The sequence below is a fragment of the Pseudomonas sp. FSL W5-0299 genome (assembly GCF_005930655.1).
Lineage (GTDB): Bacteria > Pseudomonadota > Gammaproteobacteria > Pseudomonadales > Pseudomonadaceae > Aquipseudomonas > Aquipseudomonas mandelii.
Map to the genome: position 1 here is coordinate 124981 of NZ_RXHX01000002.1, position 17038 is coordinate 142018.

General features: G+C 51.8%; 17 protein-coding genes. 10 read left to right on the forward strand and 7 right to left on the reverse strand.

From position 1 onward, the window contains the following. Positions 1 to 152 precede the first annotated feature (152 nt). From FHL16_RS04215 to FHL16_RS04235, 5 genes are all read left to right on the forward strand, one after another. A complete protein-coding gene (locus tag FHL16_RS04215) occupies positions 153 to 1166 on the forward strand; it encodes a 2-keto-3-deoxygluconate permease (RefSeq protein ID WP_077747522.1) in 1014 nt (337 codons plus the stop codon). Further along, positions 1163 to 2443, forward strand: coding sequence for a four-carbon acid sugar kinase family protein (locus tag FHL16_RS04220; protein ID WP_077747523.1), 1281 nt, complete (start codon positions 1163 to 1165; stop codon positions 2441 to 2443). Before FHL16_RS04215 ends, FHL16_RS04220 begins: the two co-directional genes overlap by 4 nt. Positions 2444 to 2448: 5 nt before the next feature. Beyond that, a complete protein-coding gene (pdxA, locus tag FHL16_RS04225; protein ID WP_077747524.1) occupies positions 2449 to 3450 on the forward strand; it encodes a 4-hydroxythreonine-4-phosphate dehydrogenase PdxA in 1002 nt (333 codons plus the stop codon). A 55-nt stretch (positions 3451 to 3505) separates the two neighbouring features. Further along, complete coding sequence (locus FHL16_RS04230) at positions 3506 to 4279, forward strand: DeoR/GlpR family DNA-binding transcription regulator (protein ID WP_077747525.1); 774 nt, start codon at positions 3506 to 3508, stop codon at positions 4277 to 4279. A gap of 375 nt (positions 4280 to 4654) precedes the next feature. Further along, positions 4655 to 6268, forward strand: a complete 1614-nt coding sequence (locus FHL16_RS04235) for a Fic family protein (protein WP_077747526.1) — start codon at positions 4655 to 4657, stop codon at positions 6266 to 6268. A gap of 56 nt (positions 6269 to 6324) precedes the next feature. Here the strand turns inward: FHL16_RS04235 and FHL16_RS04240 are convergent, their stop codons facing one another. Beyond that, on the reverse strand, positions 6325 to 6618 hold the full coding sequence (locus FHL16_RS04240) for a DUF3077 domain-containing protein (protein ID WP_077747527.1): 294 nt from the start codon (positions 6616 to 6618) through the stop codon (positions 6325 to 6327). Positions 6619 to 7429: 811 nt separating this feature from the next. On the opposite strand from FHL16_RS04240, the gene FHL16_RS04245 reads away from it, so the two are divergent. Then, entirely contained in the window at positions 7430 to 8629 is a 1200-nt protein-coding gene (locus FHL16_RS04245; protein ID WP_202979489.1) for a reverse transcriptase family protein, read from the forward strand. A gap of 10 nt (positions 8630 to 8639) precedes the next feature. After that, a complete protein-coding gene (locus FHL16_RS04250; protein ID WP_077747528.1) occupies positions 8640 to 9362 on the forward strand; it encodes a retron Ec48 family effector membrane protein in 723 nt (240 codons plus the stop codon). A gap of 56 nt (positions 9363 to 9418) precedes the next feature. On the opposite strand, the gene FHL16_RS04255 is transcribed toward FHL16_RS04250, so the two are convergent. Further along, positions 9419 to 9790 (reverse strand): helix-turn-helix domain-containing protein, encoded by a 372-nt coding sequence (locus FHL16_RS04255; RefSeq protein ID WP_077747529.1) that lies wholly within the window; start codon positions 9788 to 9790, stop codon positions 9419 to 9421. 222 nt (positions 9791 to 10012) lie between these two features. Between FHL16_RS04255 and FHL16_RS04260 the strand changes: the two genes are divergently transcribed. From FHL16_RS04260 to FHL16_RS04270, 3 genes are read left to right on the forward strand one after another with little or no spacing between them, the layout of a single operon-like run. Further along, positions 10013 to 10234 carry a tautomerase family protein gene (locus FHL16_RS04260; RefSeq protein WP_077747530.1) on the forward strand — a complete coding sequence of 74 codons (222 nt, stop codon included), beginning with the start codon at positions 10013 to 10015 and terminating at the stop codon, positions 10232 to 10234. Further along, entirely contained in the window at positions 10231 to 10887 is a 657-nt protein-coding gene (locus FHL16_RS04265) for a DsbA family oxidoreductase (RefSeq protein ID WP_077747531.1), read from the forward strand. The genes FHL16_RS04260 and FHL16_RS04265 overlap by 4 nt, the downstream gene beginning before the upstream one ends. Positions 10888 to 10930: 43 nt before the next feature. Further along, complete coding sequence (locus FHL16_RS04270) at positions 10931 to 11641, forward strand: SDR family NAD(P)-dependent oxidoreductase (protein ID WP_077747532.1); 711 nt, start codon at positions 10931 to 10933, stop codon at positions 11639 to 11641. Positions 11642 to 11712: 71 nt separating this feature from the next. On the opposite strand, the gene FHL16_RS04275 is transcribed toward FHL16_RS04270, so the two are convergent. The 5 genes from FHL16_RS04275 to FHL16_RS04295 all read right to left on the reverse strand — a co-directional run bounded on the left by FHL16_RS04275 (position 11713) and on the right by FHL16_RS04295 (position 16935). Beyond that, positions 11713 to 12702, reverse strand: coding sequence for an Abi family protein (locus FHL16_RS04275; RefSeq protein WP_077747533.1), 990 nt, complete (start codon positions 12700 to 12702; stop codon positions 11713 to 11715). A 372-nt stretch (positions 12703 to 13074) separates the two neighbouring features. Further along, positions 13075 to 13287 (reverse strand): hypothetical protein, encoded by a 213-nt coding sequence (locus FHL16_RS04280; RefSeq protein WP_077747671.1) that lies wholly within the window; start codon positions 13285 to 13287, stop codon positions 13075 to 13077. Positions 13288 to 13711: 424 nt separating this feature from the next. After that, complete coding sequence (locus FHL16_RS04285; RefSeq protein WP_077747534.1) at positions 13712 to 14392, reverse strand: MAE_28990/MAE_18760 family HEPN-like nuclease; 681 nt, start codon at positions 14390 to 14392, stop codon at positions 13712 to 13714. Positions 14393 to 14395: 3 nt separating this feature from the next. Further along, positions 14396 to 15538 carry a DUF262 domain-containing protein gene (locus FHL16_RS04290; protein ID WP_077747535.1) on the reverse strand — a complete coding sequence of 381 codons (1143 nt, stop codon included), beginning with the start codon at positions 15536 to 15538 and terminating at the stop codon, positions 14396 to 14398. Positions 15539 to 15600: 62 nt separating this feature from the next. Then, positions 15601 to 16935: a site-specific DNA-methyltransferase gene (locus FHL16_RS04295; protein WP_138739015.1), complete on the reverse strand. Its 1335-nt coding sequence runs from the start codon at positions 16933 to 16935 to the stop codon at positions 15601 to 15603. Positions 16936 to 17038 lie beyond the last annotated feature (103 nt).

A 17038-nucleotide genomic window follows, 5' to 3' on the forward strand; every position in this document is an offset into this window, starting at 1 on the left:
ATAAATGATCAAAACGATCATTTGAATGATTGGTTTGCGCAATTAAGAACGAAAGCCTAAGATTATTTTGACTGACTCAATCACCAAATGATCGAATCAGTCAGTTTCGAGGTGAAGTACGTCTTACCAAACAATTATAAAAGGAGACCCTCGTGGCCCAAATTCCTATCAAGCGCACCATTGAACGCATCCCTGGCGGCATGATGATTGTCCCGCTGCTGATTGGCTCACTGGTGGCTACATTCCTTCCTGACACACCGAAGTTTTTCGGCTCTTTCACCAATGCGCTGTTCACCGGGGCGTTACCCATCCTCGCGGTGTTCTACGTCTGCATGGGCGCGAGCATCAATATCAAGGCCACACCTTATCTGCTGAAGAAGGGCGGCACGCTGCTTATCACCAAAGTCGGCATCGCCGTGTTGATCGGTATTGTGCTCGGGCATTTTCTCGGCGAGCAGCCGATCTCGTCTGGCCTCTTCGCCGGCATTTCAACGCTGGCGGTCGTCGCCGCGATGAACGACACCAATGGCGGCTTGTACATGGCGCTGATGGGGCAATACGGTCGATCCGAAGACGTCGGCGCCTATTCGGTCATGTCCCTGGAGTCCGGGCCTTTTCTGACCATGGTCACCTTGGGCATCGCCGGCCTGTCGGCTTTCCCTTGGCCGACGCTGGTGGGCAGCATCCTGCCACTGGCCCTCGGTATGTTGCTGGGAAACCTCGACCGTGACATGCGCGACTTTCTGGCCAAGGCCGTCCCGGTGATGATCCCGTTTTTTGCCCTTGCACTCGGCGCCAGTCTGGACTTGCATAACGTCTGGCAGGCCGGTTTGCTGGGTCTCGGTATGGGCGTTGCAGTGGTTGTGCTGACCGGCATTCCGCTGTTCTTCGCCGATCGTTTGACCGGTGGCACGGGCGTCGCGGGTGTTGCCGCAGCCACCACCGCCGGGAATGCCGCCGCCGTCCCTGCACTGATTGCGGCAGCCAACCCGGTGTACGCCGAAGCGGCCAAGAGCGCGACCATACTGGTAGCCGCCTGCGTCGTGGTCACCGCGATCCTCGCGCCGTTACTCACCGCCGCCGTCGCCAAACGCGTGCAGCAGCGCAATCCTGTCGTCATACCTGAACCGGGGATCGAACCTCAAAAGCAGGAGGCTTTGCGATGAGGATTCTGATCATCGCTGACGATCTGTCCGGCGCGGCAGATTGCGCCATCGGCTTTGCCAGCGTGGGGATGCAAACGGTCGTTACCCTCGACCCCCTGAATGACGAGGCTGACGCTCAAGTGATTGCCGCGGATACGGACACTCGGCGCCTCCCACCCGCGCGGGCTGCCGAGCGCACGGTCGCGGCATTCAAAGCGCTGCACAAACCCGGGCAACGGCTGTACAAAAAAATCGATTCGACGCTGCGTGGCAACTGGGCGGCTGAGGTTGCCGCCCTGCAACCGTTGGCCGGCCTGGCCATCGTCGCCCCGGCGTTCCCGGCCACCGGGCGCACGTTGCGCGGCGGTCGCGTGTTCGTCAACGGCCAGCCGCTGGAAACCACCGACACCTGGAAACTGGAAAACGCCGACCGTCCGGCCGATGTCGAGGCGATGCTGATTGCCGCAGGCCTGAGCACCGCGAAGCTCGACCTCGACACCTTGCGCGGCAACGAAAAAGCGCTCGAGCGGCACATTGCTGAAATTGCCGGCAATGGCACGCAGGCGCTGATCGTCGATGCGCAGACCGAAGACGACCTGCTGACCCTCGCTCGCTTGACCGCGTCGATGGATCAGCCGCTGTTCTGGATCGGTTCGGGTGGTCTTGCACGGGAAATCGCCAGTCTTCCTGATTTATCCGAAGCACAGTTCACGGTTGTCGAGCCTGCGGCCCTCGAAAAAAGCCAGGCGCCGATTCTGATCCTCGTCGGCAGCCTCTCCGGCGTCTGCGAGCGACAATGCGAGCGGCTCAAAGAGCGTGGCGGCGTCAGCGAACTGGTTATACCGCCTGAAGTCCTTCGTCAGGGTTCAACCCACGGCGATTGGTCGCTCTGGCAATCGCGCATTGGCGAGCAACTGGACGGCTGGAGTGACCTGCTGCTGCGCATCGGCCGCGATGAAGCGTTCGATCCCCAAGAGGGCGCGCAACTCTCGACCATGCTCGCCGTGCTGGTCGAACCGCACTTCGCCAAGGTCGGCGGCCTGATCGCCACCGGCGGCGAAACCGCTCGGGCCATATTGACCACCGTCGGCATCGACAGCCTGCAACTGCTGACCGAAATCGAAGCCGGCGTCGCCTTCGCCCGCCCGACCGTTTCCCGCCAGGGCCATCGTCCCGGCATCGTTACCAAGGCCGGCGCGTTCGGTACCGACAACGCCTTATATGCGGCATGGCAACACCTGAGCGACAGCGCCGATCGCTCCCCGCCCCAACGCACACGAATCCAAGGACTCGAATGAACACTATGGCTAACTACCTGCCCATCATCGGCATCACTATGGGCGACGCCACTGGCGTCGGCCCGGAAATCATCGTCAAGAGCCTGACTCACGACATCGTCTACCAACAATGCCGGCCGCTGGTGATCGGCGATGCCCGTCGCCTCGAACAGGCCAACGTCATCGTCGGCGGAAGTGCCAAAGTGCGCCGCATCGAGGACGCCTCCCAAGCCTTGTACGAAGCCGGCACCATTGACTGCATCGACCTTAACCTGATCCCCGACGACCTGCCGTTCGGCGAGTTGTCGCCCATCGCCGGTGACGCTGCTTATCAATACATCGCCCGCGCCGTGCAACTCGCCGAGGCCAGCCAGATCGACGCGATCTGCACCGCACCGCTGAACAAGGAAGCGCTGCACGCCGGCGGCCACAAATACCCCGGCCACACCGAAATGCTCGCGCACCTGACCAACGTCGACGAAGTCTCGATGATGCTCGTGGCGCCGCAGTTGCGGGTGATTCACGTCACGACCCACATCGGCATCATCGACGCGATCCGCAAGATCGAACCGGGCCTGGTCCAGCGCACCATCGAGCGCGGCAACGCGACACTGATCAAGGCCGGCATTGCTCGCCCGCGAATTGGAGTTTGCGGGATCAACCCCCATGCCGGTGAAAACGGACTGTTCGGTTATGGCGAAGAAGAGGAAAAAATCATCCCTGCGGTGAAGCTGCTGCAAGAACGCGGCCTCGACGTCACCGGCCCATTGCCTGCCGACACGCTGTTCTTCCGCGCCGGTCGCGGCGACTTCGATCTGGTGGTGGCGATGTATCACGATCAAGGCCACGGCCCGGTCAAAGTGCTCGGTCTGGAAGCGGGCGTAAACGTCACCGTGGGCCTGGACGTGATCCGCACCTCGGTCGACCATGGCACCGCGTTTGATATCGCCGGCAAAGGCATCGCCGATGAGCGCAGCCTGCTCGAAGCGCTGCGCCAGGGCGCCGAGCTTGCCACGCGACGGGGATGAGGCGCAGGGGCTCGGTCGTGTAAGATCGACCACCGTCCCCACAACGAGACCCGCCATGAAAGCCTCCGAACGCCACCGCGCCATCCTCGATCTCGTGCGAATTGGCGATGCCAACGTCGAGCAATTGAGCGCGGCACTCGGAGTCTCGGAAGCCACGGTACGGCGCGACCTGACCATGCTCGCCAAACAGCGGCACCTGGTGCGCACCTATGGCGGCGCAACTGCGGTGGTCGGCGTTCATGAGCCGGAAGCCTCGCTCGAAGAACGCAAGACATCCCAGTGGGAACAGAAAGATGCCATCGCCCAGGCAGCGGCGGCCCACGTTCAGGATGGTGATACCGTGCTGCTCGACGGCGGCACCACGTGCGCCGCACTGGCCCATCATCTGTGTTCGCGACAAGACGTGCATGTGGTGACCAACAATTTGCTTGCCGTAATGACCCTGGCCAATGCGCCGGGTATTCGGTTGACGTTGATCGGCGGCGATCTGCGCGGTTCGAGCATGAGCACGTTGGGGCCGCTGGCGGAGCTGACGTTGAGTCGGCTCAGTGTCGACAAGGCCTTTCTGGGTGCGGATGGCGTGGTTGCGGAGTTTGGTTTGTGTGAGGCGAGTGCGCAGCAGGCTTATTTGAAGGAATGCATCATCAAACGGGCGGCGCAGATTGTTGTGCTTGCTGACACCGACAAGCTCGGGCGTGCCCGGCAACAACATTGGACGCCGATTGAGCGGGAGTGGCGGTTGATTACCGGCTCCACCGCGGATGAAGCAGCGCTTGCGCCGTTTTATGCGCTGAAGCAGATTACTGTGCAAACCGTGATCGTCGCTTGATTGCATCCCTACTGAAATGACCAAAACCAAAAAAATGCCTCGACCGATTCGGGGCTTTTTTTTGGATGAAAAGGCAGCGACGTTTCGGGTTTCAGCGTGTGAGGGGTTCAGTGAAATTGTCCGGTTCGAAACGGTTTTGTGCAAAAAGCCAGATTTATGATCGTTTTTGAGCAAGTAAAATCGTTTTTATGCGTTTGAGGTCAGTTCGACGGTGCACCAATTCCATTGGTAGAGCTCAATTTGAAGTGCTCTAAATGTTCGTTTTTATGCATTAGTCCCAAAAAATAATCATTTTTATGCAGCAAAACCTGATTTTGATCGTTAATCTCCATTTATGGCGGTTTGATTTGGCCGAGGATTTAAAAGGAGTGTGACGTGAGCGAGTTTCCCGTAGACCCCATCGGTGCGGCTTGGCTAGCGACGACATTCGACGTGCGGCCGATGGCACGGCTACCCGTGTTAAGTCAGGTCGGTAGCCGACGGTCAACTCAGGTCGAAGACGGTTTTCGTATTGAGACCTATACGGAAAACATGCGCCCCGATCCGGACTTTTCATCCCATCTGCAATTTCACCTGCGGCATGAAGTCCCGAACCTTGAGTTCTTGACCAGACTGTTTACCAAGGTGGGTCCTGCACCGTTACAAGGCTGGTTGAATGACGAGCCCACCGGCCAATATGCCCGCAGGTCAGCGTTCTTGTTTGAGTGGCTCACCGGCGGGCAACTGCAAGCGCCCGAGCCTATAGGCGGTAAGTATGTCGACGCCATTAACGCCGATCTGATGGTGGCAGCGTCACCCGAAGCTGCGGTGAAAGTGCAGCGTTGGCGGGTGAATGACAACCTGCCAGGCACGCGCTATTTCTGCCCAGTTGTCGTCAAGACAGCAGCAGTCCAGTCAGCAGCGGACCTCGATGTGCCTCACCTCTTCGGTCAACTGACTGCAGAGTTTGGCGAAGCGCTTCTGCTGCGCGCCGCCGCATGGATGACGCTCAGGGAAAGCAAAGCCAGCTTCGCCATTGAAGGGGAGGCGGATCGTTCTACGCGTATCCAGCGTTTCGCAGATGTATTGGCGCGACGAACCGGTCAGGGCGAACTGCCGCTCACCGATGCTGCACTGGCTGATATGCAAGAAGAAATCCTTGGCGCAGTGACCACACTGACACGTATGGGGATTCGGCAATCTCCGGTGTTTGTTGGCGAAACTGTCCGTTATCAGGAGATTGTCCATTACGTCGCTCCCCCGGAAGGCGATCTGGAGCGGATGTTGGAAGGCATCCGCGTCTTTCTGAATCGTACTCAAGGGCAATCCCCGGTCATGCGCAGCGCGGTAGCAGCGTTCGCTTTCGTCTATATCCATCCGCTGGCTGATGGCAACGGCCGGGTCCATCGCTTCCTGATCAACGACATTTTGCGTCGTGATGGAGCCATTCCAGACCCGGTGATTCTTCCGATTTCAGCTGTTATCACCGACGACTCTGCTGAGCGGCGTCTATATGACAGCGTGCTGGATCAGGTTTCAAAACCGCTCATGCAGGGCATACGAGACCAGGTAGCATTCGCCAATACGCGTACGCAATACCCTGATGGCGTGGTCTCGAATATTGAATTCACAGGCCAGGATCAGGCCCGCCCGGTGTGGCGCTATCCGAACCTGGGGCCACACGTTGTTTTCATGTCTAACGTCATTCGCCGCACCATCACCGAACAGATGCGTGAAGAGTCGCGGTATTTGCGCAGCCACATAAGGGCCAGACAGGCAATCAAGGAAGTCGTTGAAATGCCTGATCACCAGGCTGATCGGCTCTTGCGATCCATAGAGCAAAACGAAGGGAAGCTGAGCAACGTGTTGGCAAAGGAAATGCCTGTGCTGGCAAGGCCGGATATTTGGGCCGCGATTATCGAAGCGGTGGCTCAGTCGGTTCGGGGGGAGGAGCCGATAGACAGTAGCGTGAGTGATCGATACCACCCGAATCAGCCAGTGGGTCGATGACCGACTTACGCAAAAAGCCCCGATTGATTCGGGGCTTTTTCATGCGTGCGATTTGTTTATGGCGCGACGTTACTGGCTCGGTTGTTACATGGCGCGTCCAACACCTTCACCACATCATCAATGATCGCCTTGCTCATATCCTGCAAATAATGCGATGCCCAGGCGTGCCGGTCGGTGTCGCGAACCATGGCCGCGTCTGACGCGAGCAGTTTGGCGACGTGGAGCAGATCGGAGGCGTGGGAGAGGGCTGCAATGACCGGGACGCCGGCGTTGATGCGGAAGAGCGGTTCGTTGGCGTGGTAGGAGAAAGGGGTGAGGCCGATGGTTTTAAGGTCTTTGGGGTTGGTCATTGGGCACCTCCGGTTTTTGGGCGGTGGCCGGTGGGCAGTATCGCGAGGGTAGTGCGGATACTGATTTTGTACGGATTGTTTTTGTGCATTGTCTAGCTCCTTGACTGTTGGGAGCCGCAACCTTCCTTTCCTACGGGATTAGGTGGCGGCCGTACGCGGGGTAGGAAAACCGGGAATCAAGGCACCCGGCACACCCGAAGGTGTCCCGCGCACAGCCACCATTGCACGATATCGCAGGAACAAAAAAGCGCCTGCAATCGTTGGTGAGGCGCTATTGCGCCTTGATTAACTCGGGTTCCTACGCCCGGTCGCTGATTTGGCAGCGGCGATCGAAGGTTAGCGTGTGGGTAGGAGTGCTGCAAGCGTGGCGAAATGGTGGCTGGCGAAGGGGATTTGTGAGGAAAATAGTCATTTGACAATTTTAGGGAAAAATTAATCATCCGAGATTGGGAGGAGGCTGTTAGATAAGCGACTGATTAATCTAGATAATTAAGTTAGGCGTGCCATTTTATTGCCATCATCAAATCATTGAGCTAGATTATTCCTGCGCAAGCGTATCGCTTGTTTGCGGCAGTTGACATGTAACGGCGCTGAGCAAGCCTTTGTGAAAAGGCGTTCACTGATGATTTATTAGTGGGCTTGCCGGATGGGGGGGCACCATGCGCCTTCTCCTGACCCGGAGCAGTGATTGACGGTAGGTTAGCCATAGGAGATTTGGTAGCTATCGGCGCATTATGTCAATGAATGCAACATTTCTCCTAACTGCTCTATTGTATGAGCTGGCGACGCCTACACTTATTTGGTGGTTTAGATGGCAATGGATGCTAGCGCTGCTGGAGGGTTCAAGGTATCTAAAAACTCGATCGGTAGTGTAGATAATCTTATTCAAATTCTCGCAGTTAGCCTGAAAGACTTTGAGTCGGTTTTAATGATGCCCAGCGAGCTGCGATACATTAAAACTGAAATACCTAAAAGTGATGGCGGGGTTCGAAGGATTCACAATCCCCACTTCTTAATTAGGTTGTTACAGCGCCGCATAAATACTAGAATCTTATCTAATCCTCGCGTAATCGGTTGGCCTTCTCATTTGTTTGGATCTATTCCAAATCAGCGTGACGAAAAAAATAATATAGATTCTCGAGATTACATCGCATGTGCCAAGGCGCATTGCGGTGCAAAGTCGTTGCTAAAACTCGACGTAAAAGATTTTTTTGATAATGTTAGTGAAGACTTGGTTTATGGGGTTTTTCATGATCTGCTGAAATATTCTGAAGATGTATCATCGGTGTTGACTGATATATGTACGTATAACTCCCATCTGGTGCAAGGGGCGTTAACATCAAGTTATTTGGCTAGTTTATGCTTGCATGATGTTGAAGCGCATGTGGTGGATAGGCTTAGAAAGAAGAACTTGGTTTATACTAGGTTTGTTGACGATATTACGATCTCGAGCAGAACTTCAAACTATGACTTTGCTTTTGCAAGAAGCGTAGTGGAACAGATGCTTATATCTAAAGACTTACCTTTAAACTCTGGAAAGTCGCGAGTTTTTTATACCTCTTCGGAGCCTCTCACGGTGCACGGCCTTAGAGTGTCATTCTCCGAGCCCAGATTGCCATCTGACGAAGTTCGACGTATTAGGGCGGCCGTCAGAAATGTTGAGACTATATCTAGTGAGCGTGCCTATCGATTAACTCACGCGTACCGCCATGATTTCAATAGATGTATGGGTCGAGTAAATAAACTTGCACGAGTGGGCCATAATCAACATAAGCCTCTAAAAAATAGGTTGCTTGCGGTTTATCCATTGCCATCTAAACGAGATATAAGTCGTTCAATTCAAATTGTGAGTCGGCTGGAGCGTGATGTTGCTGAAAAACGAGCGACATATTGGTACTCAAGAAGATTTTATATAGCCCATGAACGGCTGAATATTCTAAAGCGCACTTATCCGCGCATGACAAAAATTCTACGTGCGCGTCTTAAGAAACTAACGCCAACTTATTTTTGAAGGATCGAAAGTGCAAGCTATTCTAGCTAATAATAAAGCTTTAAGGCTATTGGCGTACAGTTTGATTTTTGTTGCGCTGGCTGGCTGTGCGATTTCGCTAACAGTGTTTGTTTTTACTGGGTTTGAAGAGGGTGTATTCTCTCTGAAGTTATGCTTCACGGATAACTGCATAAAGAATTTTTCTGGTCACTACCAATATACTCTGATGATCATATCAAATACTGGCTCTCTTCTCGCAGGATTAGTAACTTTTGGAGGTATTGCTATAGCACTTCTTAGCTATGTAGGCACTGCTCGCGCGTCAGCTTTAAATAACCATATAGCGCACATGTCAATCTTTTTTAATTATATTTATGGAGAGGTAGACAAAAGAGATAGATTGAGTCGATCGTCGTTTGATGTGTTGAAGTGGTATAACTTGATATATAAGAATTCTAGTGTCGGTGATGTATATGTTTCTGAGAGTTATAAAAAATTCATTGCGGAGTTGAACAAAACAATAATGTTTTCAAATGAGTTAATTTCAAAAAAAGAGGACGGAGGATATCGTTATACTCAGCATCAGCGAAGTGTAATGGATAAGCTTCTAGAGGCGGGAATTACATTAAAGTCTCTCCCTAGGCTTGACTTTCACGAAGTTGAAGGCCAATTGTTTGATTTAATAAAAACTATAAATGACTCTTTTTGCCAGTCGAGAGACGGTTTTGAAATTGTTGAAAGAAAGTATCTTTGATATTCTGAGATGGCGCTTAATCGTTGTTTACATTCTTCGGTAGAACATTTTCTGGTTCAGTTTGTTGGTTTTTGTCCTCGTTTTATTTTAGTGTTATCGAACACGTCTAGAGGGTATGAACTTGTGATGACGATCTGTGGCAAAGCAGCGGCATCGTTGGATGGCAAGGTAAACGTGGTGCGAAAGCCGAGTTTATCCAGCATGTCCATCATTGCATCAATCGTGAATTTCTCGATCTTACCAGTGGTGAACTCTGAAACGCGTGACTGGGTGACGTTCAACCTGGCTGCGGCCTCACTCTGTTTGAGGCCCAGTTTTTTGATGCAGTCAGTGATGAAGATCGAAAGCTCCATTTTCAGAGCCATTTTGCTGGCGACCTCCTCGTCATGCGTGACATGGAACGGGCTGTCGAAGAATTGAATTGCCATGAGCATCCACCTTTTCGGTTGATATCTAAAATTTACGATAAATGGAGGTTGGCGACTCATCATTTTTGATGCAAACCTTTTTTGTTCCAGTGCCGATGCACCCATTACACCAAGTAACTAATGATGTTCCCGCCCCCACCTTTATCCCCTCCAGCGAACTCCCTACATTGAGCTCCAACGCCGACCCATTCATTCCGAAGGGAAGGTCACTGGAGATTCCTCATGCCTTTCGTAAGCGTACGCATCACCCGCGATGGCGTTACCTCTGAGCAGAAAGCTCAGGTGATCGCCGAAATCACTGAAACCCTGGAACGCGTCCTGAAAAAGGATCCGCACCTGACCCACATCGTGATCGAAGAAGTCGACACCGATAACTGGGGCTACGCCGGCATCACCACCACCCAGTACCGAAAGCAACTGGCTGAGGCGGAGGACAAATCATGACCGCGTCCGTCTCCATCGATTTCATCTCCGACGTGGTGTGCCCGTGGTGTGCATTGGGTGCGACGGCGCTGGAGCAAGCGATCGAGAACGTGGCCGGTGAGATTTCGGTGGAGCTGACCTACAAGCCTTTCGAACTGAACCCGGACATGCCGGCAGTCGGCGAAAAAGCGGTCGAGCATTTGATGCGCAAATATGGACGCACCGCCGCAGACGTCGCCGCTGGCAAAGCGATGCAGATCGAACGTGGCGCGGCCCTGGGTTTCAAGTTCGATCTGGAGAAGCGCACTCACTTCTACAACACGTTTGATGCGCATCGGCTGCTGTTGTGGGCGTTGCAGGAAGGGCGGCAGGTCGCACTCAAGAAAATCCTGCTCCGCGCTTACTTCACCGACGGCCAGAACCCGAGCGATCGCGAGACGTTGGTGAGTCTGGCTGCTGAAGCGGGACTGGATGCGGCGGCGGCTCAAGAGGTGTTGGCGTCCGGCGCATTTGCCAAAGAAGTGCGTGAGCTTGAAGCGTTTTACCGCCAGCACGGCATCAACTCGGTCCCGGCCATGGTGCTGAACGGTCGCCACCTGGTGTCCGGTTCGCAGTCGGTCGAGTACTACGAACAAATGTTGAGACAAATGGCCAAGGCCCCCGCCGAAGCCTGATTACTTACTTATTCAAACCATTATTTATTAGTAGAGGTTCATCATGAGCAATTCGAAAAAAGTCATCGTTATCACTGGTGCATCCCAAGGCCTCGGCGCCGGCATGGTCAAAGCCTTCCGCGATCTGGATTACAAAGTTGTCGCCACTTCGCGTTCGATCAAACCGTCCACCGATCCGGACATCCTCACCGTGGCAGGCGACATCGGCGACCCGGCTGTTGCGCAGCAAGTGATTCGTGAAGCCATCGCACGTTTTGGCCGCATCGATACCCTGGTCAACAACGCCGGCATCTTCATCGCCAAGCCGTTCACCGCCTACACCGCCGAAGACTACGCCAACGTGCTGTCGGTCAACCTGAACGGCTTCTTCTACATCACCCAACTCGCGATCAACGAGATGGAAAAGCAAGGCAAAGGCCACGTCGTCAACATCACCACCAGCCTGACAGACCACGCGATTGACGGTGTGCCATCGGTACTGGCTTCGCTGACCAAAGGTGGTTTGAACGCTGCGACCAAGTCCCTGGCGATTGAGTACGCCAAGCGCGGGATTCGGGTGAACGCGGTTTCCCCGGGCATCATCAAGACCCCGATGCACGGCGAAGAAACCCATGCAGCGCTGGGCAGTCTGCACCCGGTCGGCCACATGGGCGAAATCAACGACATCGCTCAGGCGGTTGTGTATCTGGACAACGCCAACTTCGTCACTGGCGAAATCCTGCACGTCGATGGCGGTCAGAGCGCCGGTCACTAAGACCATTTTCCAAACCGCAGAAACAACGAAGCCCTCGTACTCCTATGAGGGCTTTGTTGTCGTGTTGGTTTTTATTCGAGACGCCATTGCTGTTGGCGCTTCCAATCACTTGGAAAGCCCATAAGGCTTAGGTTCGCTGGTTCCAAATGATCCATGATTTCTTCGAGACGAACCTTCCACTGGCTGTCTGGACTGATCAAATCGGTGAGATACGCGAGTATTGTCAATACAATATAAAGCCGTTGTTTAGGCTGAGGCCTATCGGCGGATGCGTTTGGGATACTCCATTCTTTCGGAAGCGATGGTCGAATTGAAAGTTCTCGGTTCCATAGTCGCGAGTGGTGAGCGCAGCAGTTTCGAATGAAGGTCAGGGTGTGTAACCAAGAAGCCAATACCTCGAATGGCAAGCTGAATCTGGTCGCAATAGCTTTCTTGTCTGCACTTCTGCCTATTGCGTTGAAGAGGGTGGATACCGTTCCGAGGCTGAGTTCTTCAAGTATTGCCCAGGCGGGCGGCAATTCTGGGAGGGCATAGGTCGCGCCGTAGTATCGAAAATAGTTATCGCGCATACGATTTTCGATTCTCTGTTGCTGAAGTCCATCTTCCTGTCGCCCTCTTTTAATGCGATCAATCTCACGTCCGAATTTTTTCCGCTCTTTGCTCAGTTGCTCGCGAAGTGGGCGTAATAGCTCGGAATGCGAATAGGACGACGAGAAGACTGACGCATCAGCAATCCAATCGTGCCCATATTTGGGGCACATATGGTTACTGATGGTTGCGCGAATGGCGACTTCGACCCGCTCAATGGCATCCATGGTTATGCGTCGCAGTGAACCATCAAACCTGTAAATGTCGACTACGGCTTTCAGGGTGCTACCCGACTTAAAGGTGTGATCGGGTCCATGTTCCTGAAAGGGGCGCATATAGGGGCTCAGGCGAAACAGCGTGACCACTTCGAGGAAACGCTTGGCCCGGTCGTCATTGGCGACTTGTAGGCCTCTTTGCTTTAGCAGTTCCAATTGCTGTTCTACGCTGAGGGCCGGTTTATCGAAGGGCCTCATGCAGTTTTTCTCCAGGCAAAAAAAACCCGCACGATTTGAGCTTGCTGACTGGGTCAACCTAGGCTTGGCGGGTGTGTTGGGGTGCATTATAGGTCGGTGTGAGAGGCCGTCAACGTCGCAGTAACGCGAATTTGTAACGGGGCAGACGCGCAGACAATGTTTGGTCTGGCGATGGAGGTATGGCTTTGTTGGGTTCTATCGCCGCAATCTGGTGGCGTTTCGGGGAACTGTTTCCACACCCCAGAAACAACAAAGCCCTCGTATTTCTACGGGGGCTTTGTTATGTGGTGTCGGCACACCAGATCTGAAAATAGATCTGAAAGTCATCTGGCCGGCCCCCCACCTCTCGTAGGTGGCGAGTGATTCCATTCGCTACAGACAGGAAAGCGCCACATCTTCGTCGTCGGGGACTTCGTCCGTAACAATCACTCGTGCGTGTGCGCTGTGCTCGTCCTCCATGCGCAACCCGAAGTAGCGGGTATCGTTGGCGTCCCAAAATGCCTCTATCTGCGCCATGGGTGCATGTTCAAGCAGCACCTCGGCGCTGTGCTCCAAGATGATCGAGTAACGTCGTTCGGTGTTCATTACAAAGAGGCTCGCAACGGCGGAGTGAAGTGGCAGGTTGTGCATAAGCACTGCTGTCATTATGCCGCCTCACTGATTTTCGACCGTAACCGCTCATCGTTTCGGTGAGATATGTAGATGCGCGGTACCAGAATTGGCTGCGCCGATTCCGCACCTTTGATGAATATAACCACCCTTCAGCGAGCGGGGCGCAAAAAGGGGCGAACACGACACGGGGAGCGAGCAGAGGAAACCCAGGAGCGTAAGACCCATAAACGAAAAAGGCCCACCTTTCGGTGAGCCTTTTTCGATACTGCGTATGGTGCGGCACCAGGAGTCGAAAAACCTGCTAACACGAGGTGAGTTAAGAGTTTTTTTATTTTTGAACTCACGCACTATCTCAAAAAATACCCTTTTTGAAGTTTTTGTAGTGAGGTTCTTATGATTAAGAGAACTCCGCAAGGCGGACGCCAATCGCCATGTCTATGCATCCACCTAGTGTTCTAAACCTATCAATATAATTTAATAGGTCGGCGCCGGAAGGCGGTGTCTGATGGCGCCCGGTATGAGCACATACATTTCGCATCTCGATGAAGGATGTTAAAAACATATCGAGCCGACCGTGAGATTTATTTAAGTCGTTTATCAAGTTCCATCCTTTTTCAATCTCAAGCCCTGAAAGCAGCATCGATATTGTATCCGTTCCGGGATTGGACTTTGTATTAGCAAAAGATTCCCAAGCAAGATAGTATTTGGATTGGTCAAGCGAACCAAGCCGTCTAGTGAGGTCTTGGGATATCGATGTTGATTTGAGTTTCTTGTCTTTTTTACTCGCTGAAACTAAAGCGTCTGCTCCTCCAGAATAGTGCTTTAACTGCATGTTTAGCGGTATTATAGTTAGGGGTTTGTTGAGGTCGTTAATTGACTCAATATGCTCTTTAATAATATTCTTTAAGTAGCTCTCAAAATACCCGGACAGCAGAACGATAATGGAGCAGCTAATTGCGTTTGTGCTGGCAAGTTGGCTCGGTTTCAGAGCCGCTGGAGAGGAGAGCGATTGGGCAACTGTCTCAATGGTGTCTAAAGAGGATAAAAATTCATCTGTAGCAACAAAGCAGTTAGTCATAACTCAAACTTTCTTATTTAAGTGCGAGCTGAACATCGCTCTTGCTTTGTTGATTCTTGTTTTAATTGCGCCTTTTCCATTTGTGCCGCTTGATATGGATTTAAGGAATTCTGCGTCATTGCATAGTTTTGAGAAATCGGCCTTTATATTTGTGGCGATCTCTTCAGTGATTAAGGAAGGTTCATAATCAGAGAGGCCAATCATTATTGCTTCGGCAATAGGAAGAGACGGAGGACCTTTCATCATTTTTGAAGGGTTTCTGAAAGAGTTTGTTCCGAAAACAGTGACGCTGTTCAATACTGCGCGTTCGAAGCGTTCTGCATCTTTTGCTGCTAGGTCCGGATCTGCTATATAAAGCTTATTACGATCTTCCATGAACTCGCCAAGGAAATCCTTGAATGTAGTATCCATCTTATCTGGATCAGATAGCGCGAAAAATCGCAAAACAATCGAAAGATCGATCATTTTTTGATAGATAGGGTTCGATTGAGCCTCAATTGCGTCAACAGGAATTTCCCATGCTTTACAGAACTCGGGATGTCGTGAAAGCTTATGTAGAGCGTCAGTGAACGGCCCTCTAAAAATAGCATTCCTAACTTCCATCTCGTTAGCTTTGACACCACCTGTATTTAGGCGGTCAAAGACATCATATTTAATGGCTGATGAGGATTCATTAAGTAAGGCAATAGCTGACAGAAACCGTCTCGTGAGGTGTTTGTCCAGTCCTCTTTTGACGAGGTCATTAAATCGGAGTCCATTTAAGTCATCCCAGACGACCAACCCCTTCAAGGCTAACGTATTGTCTAGAAAATTTTGTATTGCTGTAAGCCGCTGCCTACCATCTAAAACGACATAAAACCCATAATCGTCCTCTCCCAAAAACACTGGTGGAATCGGGACGTTCATTAGGAGTGATTCAATTAAACGTGATTGACGTTCCTCATCCCAACGATCACGGCGTTGGAACTCAGGGTTGATTTTAATGTTGTCAGCAAGCATTGAGGGCAGGGTGGAAATAGGAATATCAAGTTTTTGGGTGACAATCTGCCGCATCTGAGCTTTATATTTTTTTTCGAAACCTGAAAGCCCTTCTCCCTCTGGTTCCATGTCAACAATATCTTTGTCTGCAATGTTTGAATCGTTCATCTGCTTCCTCTCTATCACTGCAGCAATTGGATGACGGGCTTCATAAAAATAACACTAATGCTTTAATGGTTTTGAAAGCACAGCACGCTTTCAGTTGTATTTCTACTATTAAGGTATTTTTTTGATTTGAGATTCACTCCAACCATGGAGCGTGATGTTTTAAAGTCTTCGCGGCGGACAATTTCCAATCCGAACGCGCTTGCCATTTCAGATGTTATCGTTGGGACATCATTATGGACTTCTTTATAATAGGAGTCTTGTGAAACTAAGAAACAGAGCTTTCCAGGTTTCAAAACTCTGGAAATTTCGCTGAGCGAACGCGATAAAGAAGCGAAATACTGTAAGTGATTTTTGAAATAGTATCCTTTCGACGCTTTAGAAGGATGATTATATAGGGCGTCTAGGAAGTTAACGCATGTCGTTCCCCATTTGCCATCAACGGGGGTCGCGGTTCGTTCGACAGTTGAGGTGCCTGTAAGGCCTCTACGTAGTAGGTCGAATTCCCTTTGTTCACATCTAATTACTGCTAATTCGATAGTAGTGGATACGGCATAGTCAATTCTAGTGCAATAGGGTGGTGAGGATATGATGGCGTCAACTGAATTGTCATGCAGTGTAATATTTTCCGCATTACCAATCTGAAGCTTAATGCTCGATTCCGAATCTCTGGAGGTAGCCTCGAAAGAGCTTTCCCGGGAAATCAAAATTTTGACTTCTTCTATAAAAGCCGTGAAGATGGAGTCCAGCGAAGGACGCTTACGATTTAGCTTTGTTTTCGGATGTTTTACCCATGTTGGGTTGGATGGAATGAAGTCGATAAGCAGTTTTCTCACAGTCCGGAACAGTGACACGTAGAAAAAAGCGGCTAGTGGCGAAACTAAATCCATCGCCAGATTATTATCTAATTTCACATATGCATCATTTGAAACAAGCAAGTTATTGATTTTTGACTCTAAGTTTCGAATCGGTGTCGCGCTACACGCGGAGAACCATTTTAATAGCGGGTCGAGCGGATCGCTCGTACTGCCATTGTACGAACTAGTAGGGATGCGCGCTTGTTCAACTAGTGATTTTGCTATTGCAACTAGGCTCGGGTGCTCAAGCGGCGAAAGTAATCGTGCTTTAGCAACCAAAACCATGGAAGGGTTTAAATCAAAGCCAATAGAATCAAAACCATTAGTAAATGCCGAGCGTGTGGTCGTTCCGCTTCCATTCCAAGGATCGAAAATAATGGAGTTTTGGCTCAATCCGAGTGTTGATAGCAGATTATTTGAGAATTCGCTGGAGTAGCCCGCGTAGTACGGAAATATCCTTGACTCTTTCGACGACTTGGGATCTTTATAAAGTTTAGGGTTCGATATCGCTATGCTGTCGATGGAGGTCGAGTGGAGTTGCATGGGATACGACTCTTCATGTGCAAGGTGGGGCATTGACCAGAGTAAGTAGCAGTGATGGGCCTTGTGTCTGGGATCCGCAATTTTTGATCTTACGCCACACAGT

Bases quoted from the DNA above. Each gene is read 5' to 3' on its own strand.
- FHL16_RS04220 (WP_077747523.1), top strand. From the start codon at position 1,163: ATGAGGATTCTGATCATCGCTGACGATCTGTCCGGCGCGGCAGATTGC.
- pdxA (WP_077747524.1), top strand. From the start codon at position 2,449: ATGGCTAACTACCTGCCCATCATCGGCATCACTATGGGCGACGCCACT.
- FHL16_RS04230 (WP_077747525.1), top strand. From the start codon at position 3,506: ATGAAAGCCTCCGAACGCCACCGCGCCATCCTCGATCTCGTGCGAATT.
- FHL16_RS04240 (WP_077747527.1), bottom strand. From the start codon at position 6,618: ATGACCAACCCCAAAGACCTTAAAACCATCGGCCTCACCCCTTTCTCC.
- FHL16_RS04245 (WP_202979489.1), top strand. From the start codon at position 7,430: ATGGCAATGGATGCTAGCGCTGCTGGAGGGTTCAAGGTATCTAAAAAC.
- FHL16_RS04255 (WP_077747529.1), bottom strand. From the start codon at position 9,790: ATGGCAATTCAATTCTTCGACAGCCCGTTCCATGTCACGCATGACGAG.
- FHL16_RS04260 (WP_077747530.1), top strand. From the start codon at position 10,013: ATGCCTTTCGTAAGCGTACGCATCACCCGCGATGGCGTTACCTCTGAG.
- FHL16_RS04265 (WP_077747531.1), top strand. From the start codon at position 10,231: ATGACCGCGTCCGTCTCCATCGATTTCATCTCCGACGTGGTGTGCCCG.
- FHL16_RS04270 (WP_077747532.1), top strand. From the start codon at position 10,931: ATGAGCAATTCGAAAAAAGTCATCGTTATCACTGGTGCATCCCAAGGC.
- FHL16_RS04275 (WP_077747533.1), bottom strand. From the start codon at position 12,702: ATGAGGCCCTTCGATAAACCGGCCCTCAGCGTAGAACAGCAATTGGAA.
- FHL16_RS04280 (WP_077747671.1), bottom strand. From the start codon at position 13,287: ATGAACACCGAACGACGTTACTCGATCATCTTGGAGCACAGCGCCGAG.
- FHL16_RS04285 (WP_077747534.1), bottom strand. From the start codon at position 14,392: ATGACTAACTGCTTTGTTGCTACAGATGAATTTTTATCCTCTTTAGAC.
- FHL16_RS04290 (WP_077747535.1), bottom strand. From the start codon at position 15,538: ATGAACGATTCAAACATTGCAGACAAAGATATTGTTGACATGGAACCA.
- FHL16_RS04295 (WP_138739015.1), bottom strand. From the start codon at position 16,935: ATGCAACTCCACTCGACCTCCATCGACAGCATAGCGATATCGAACCCT.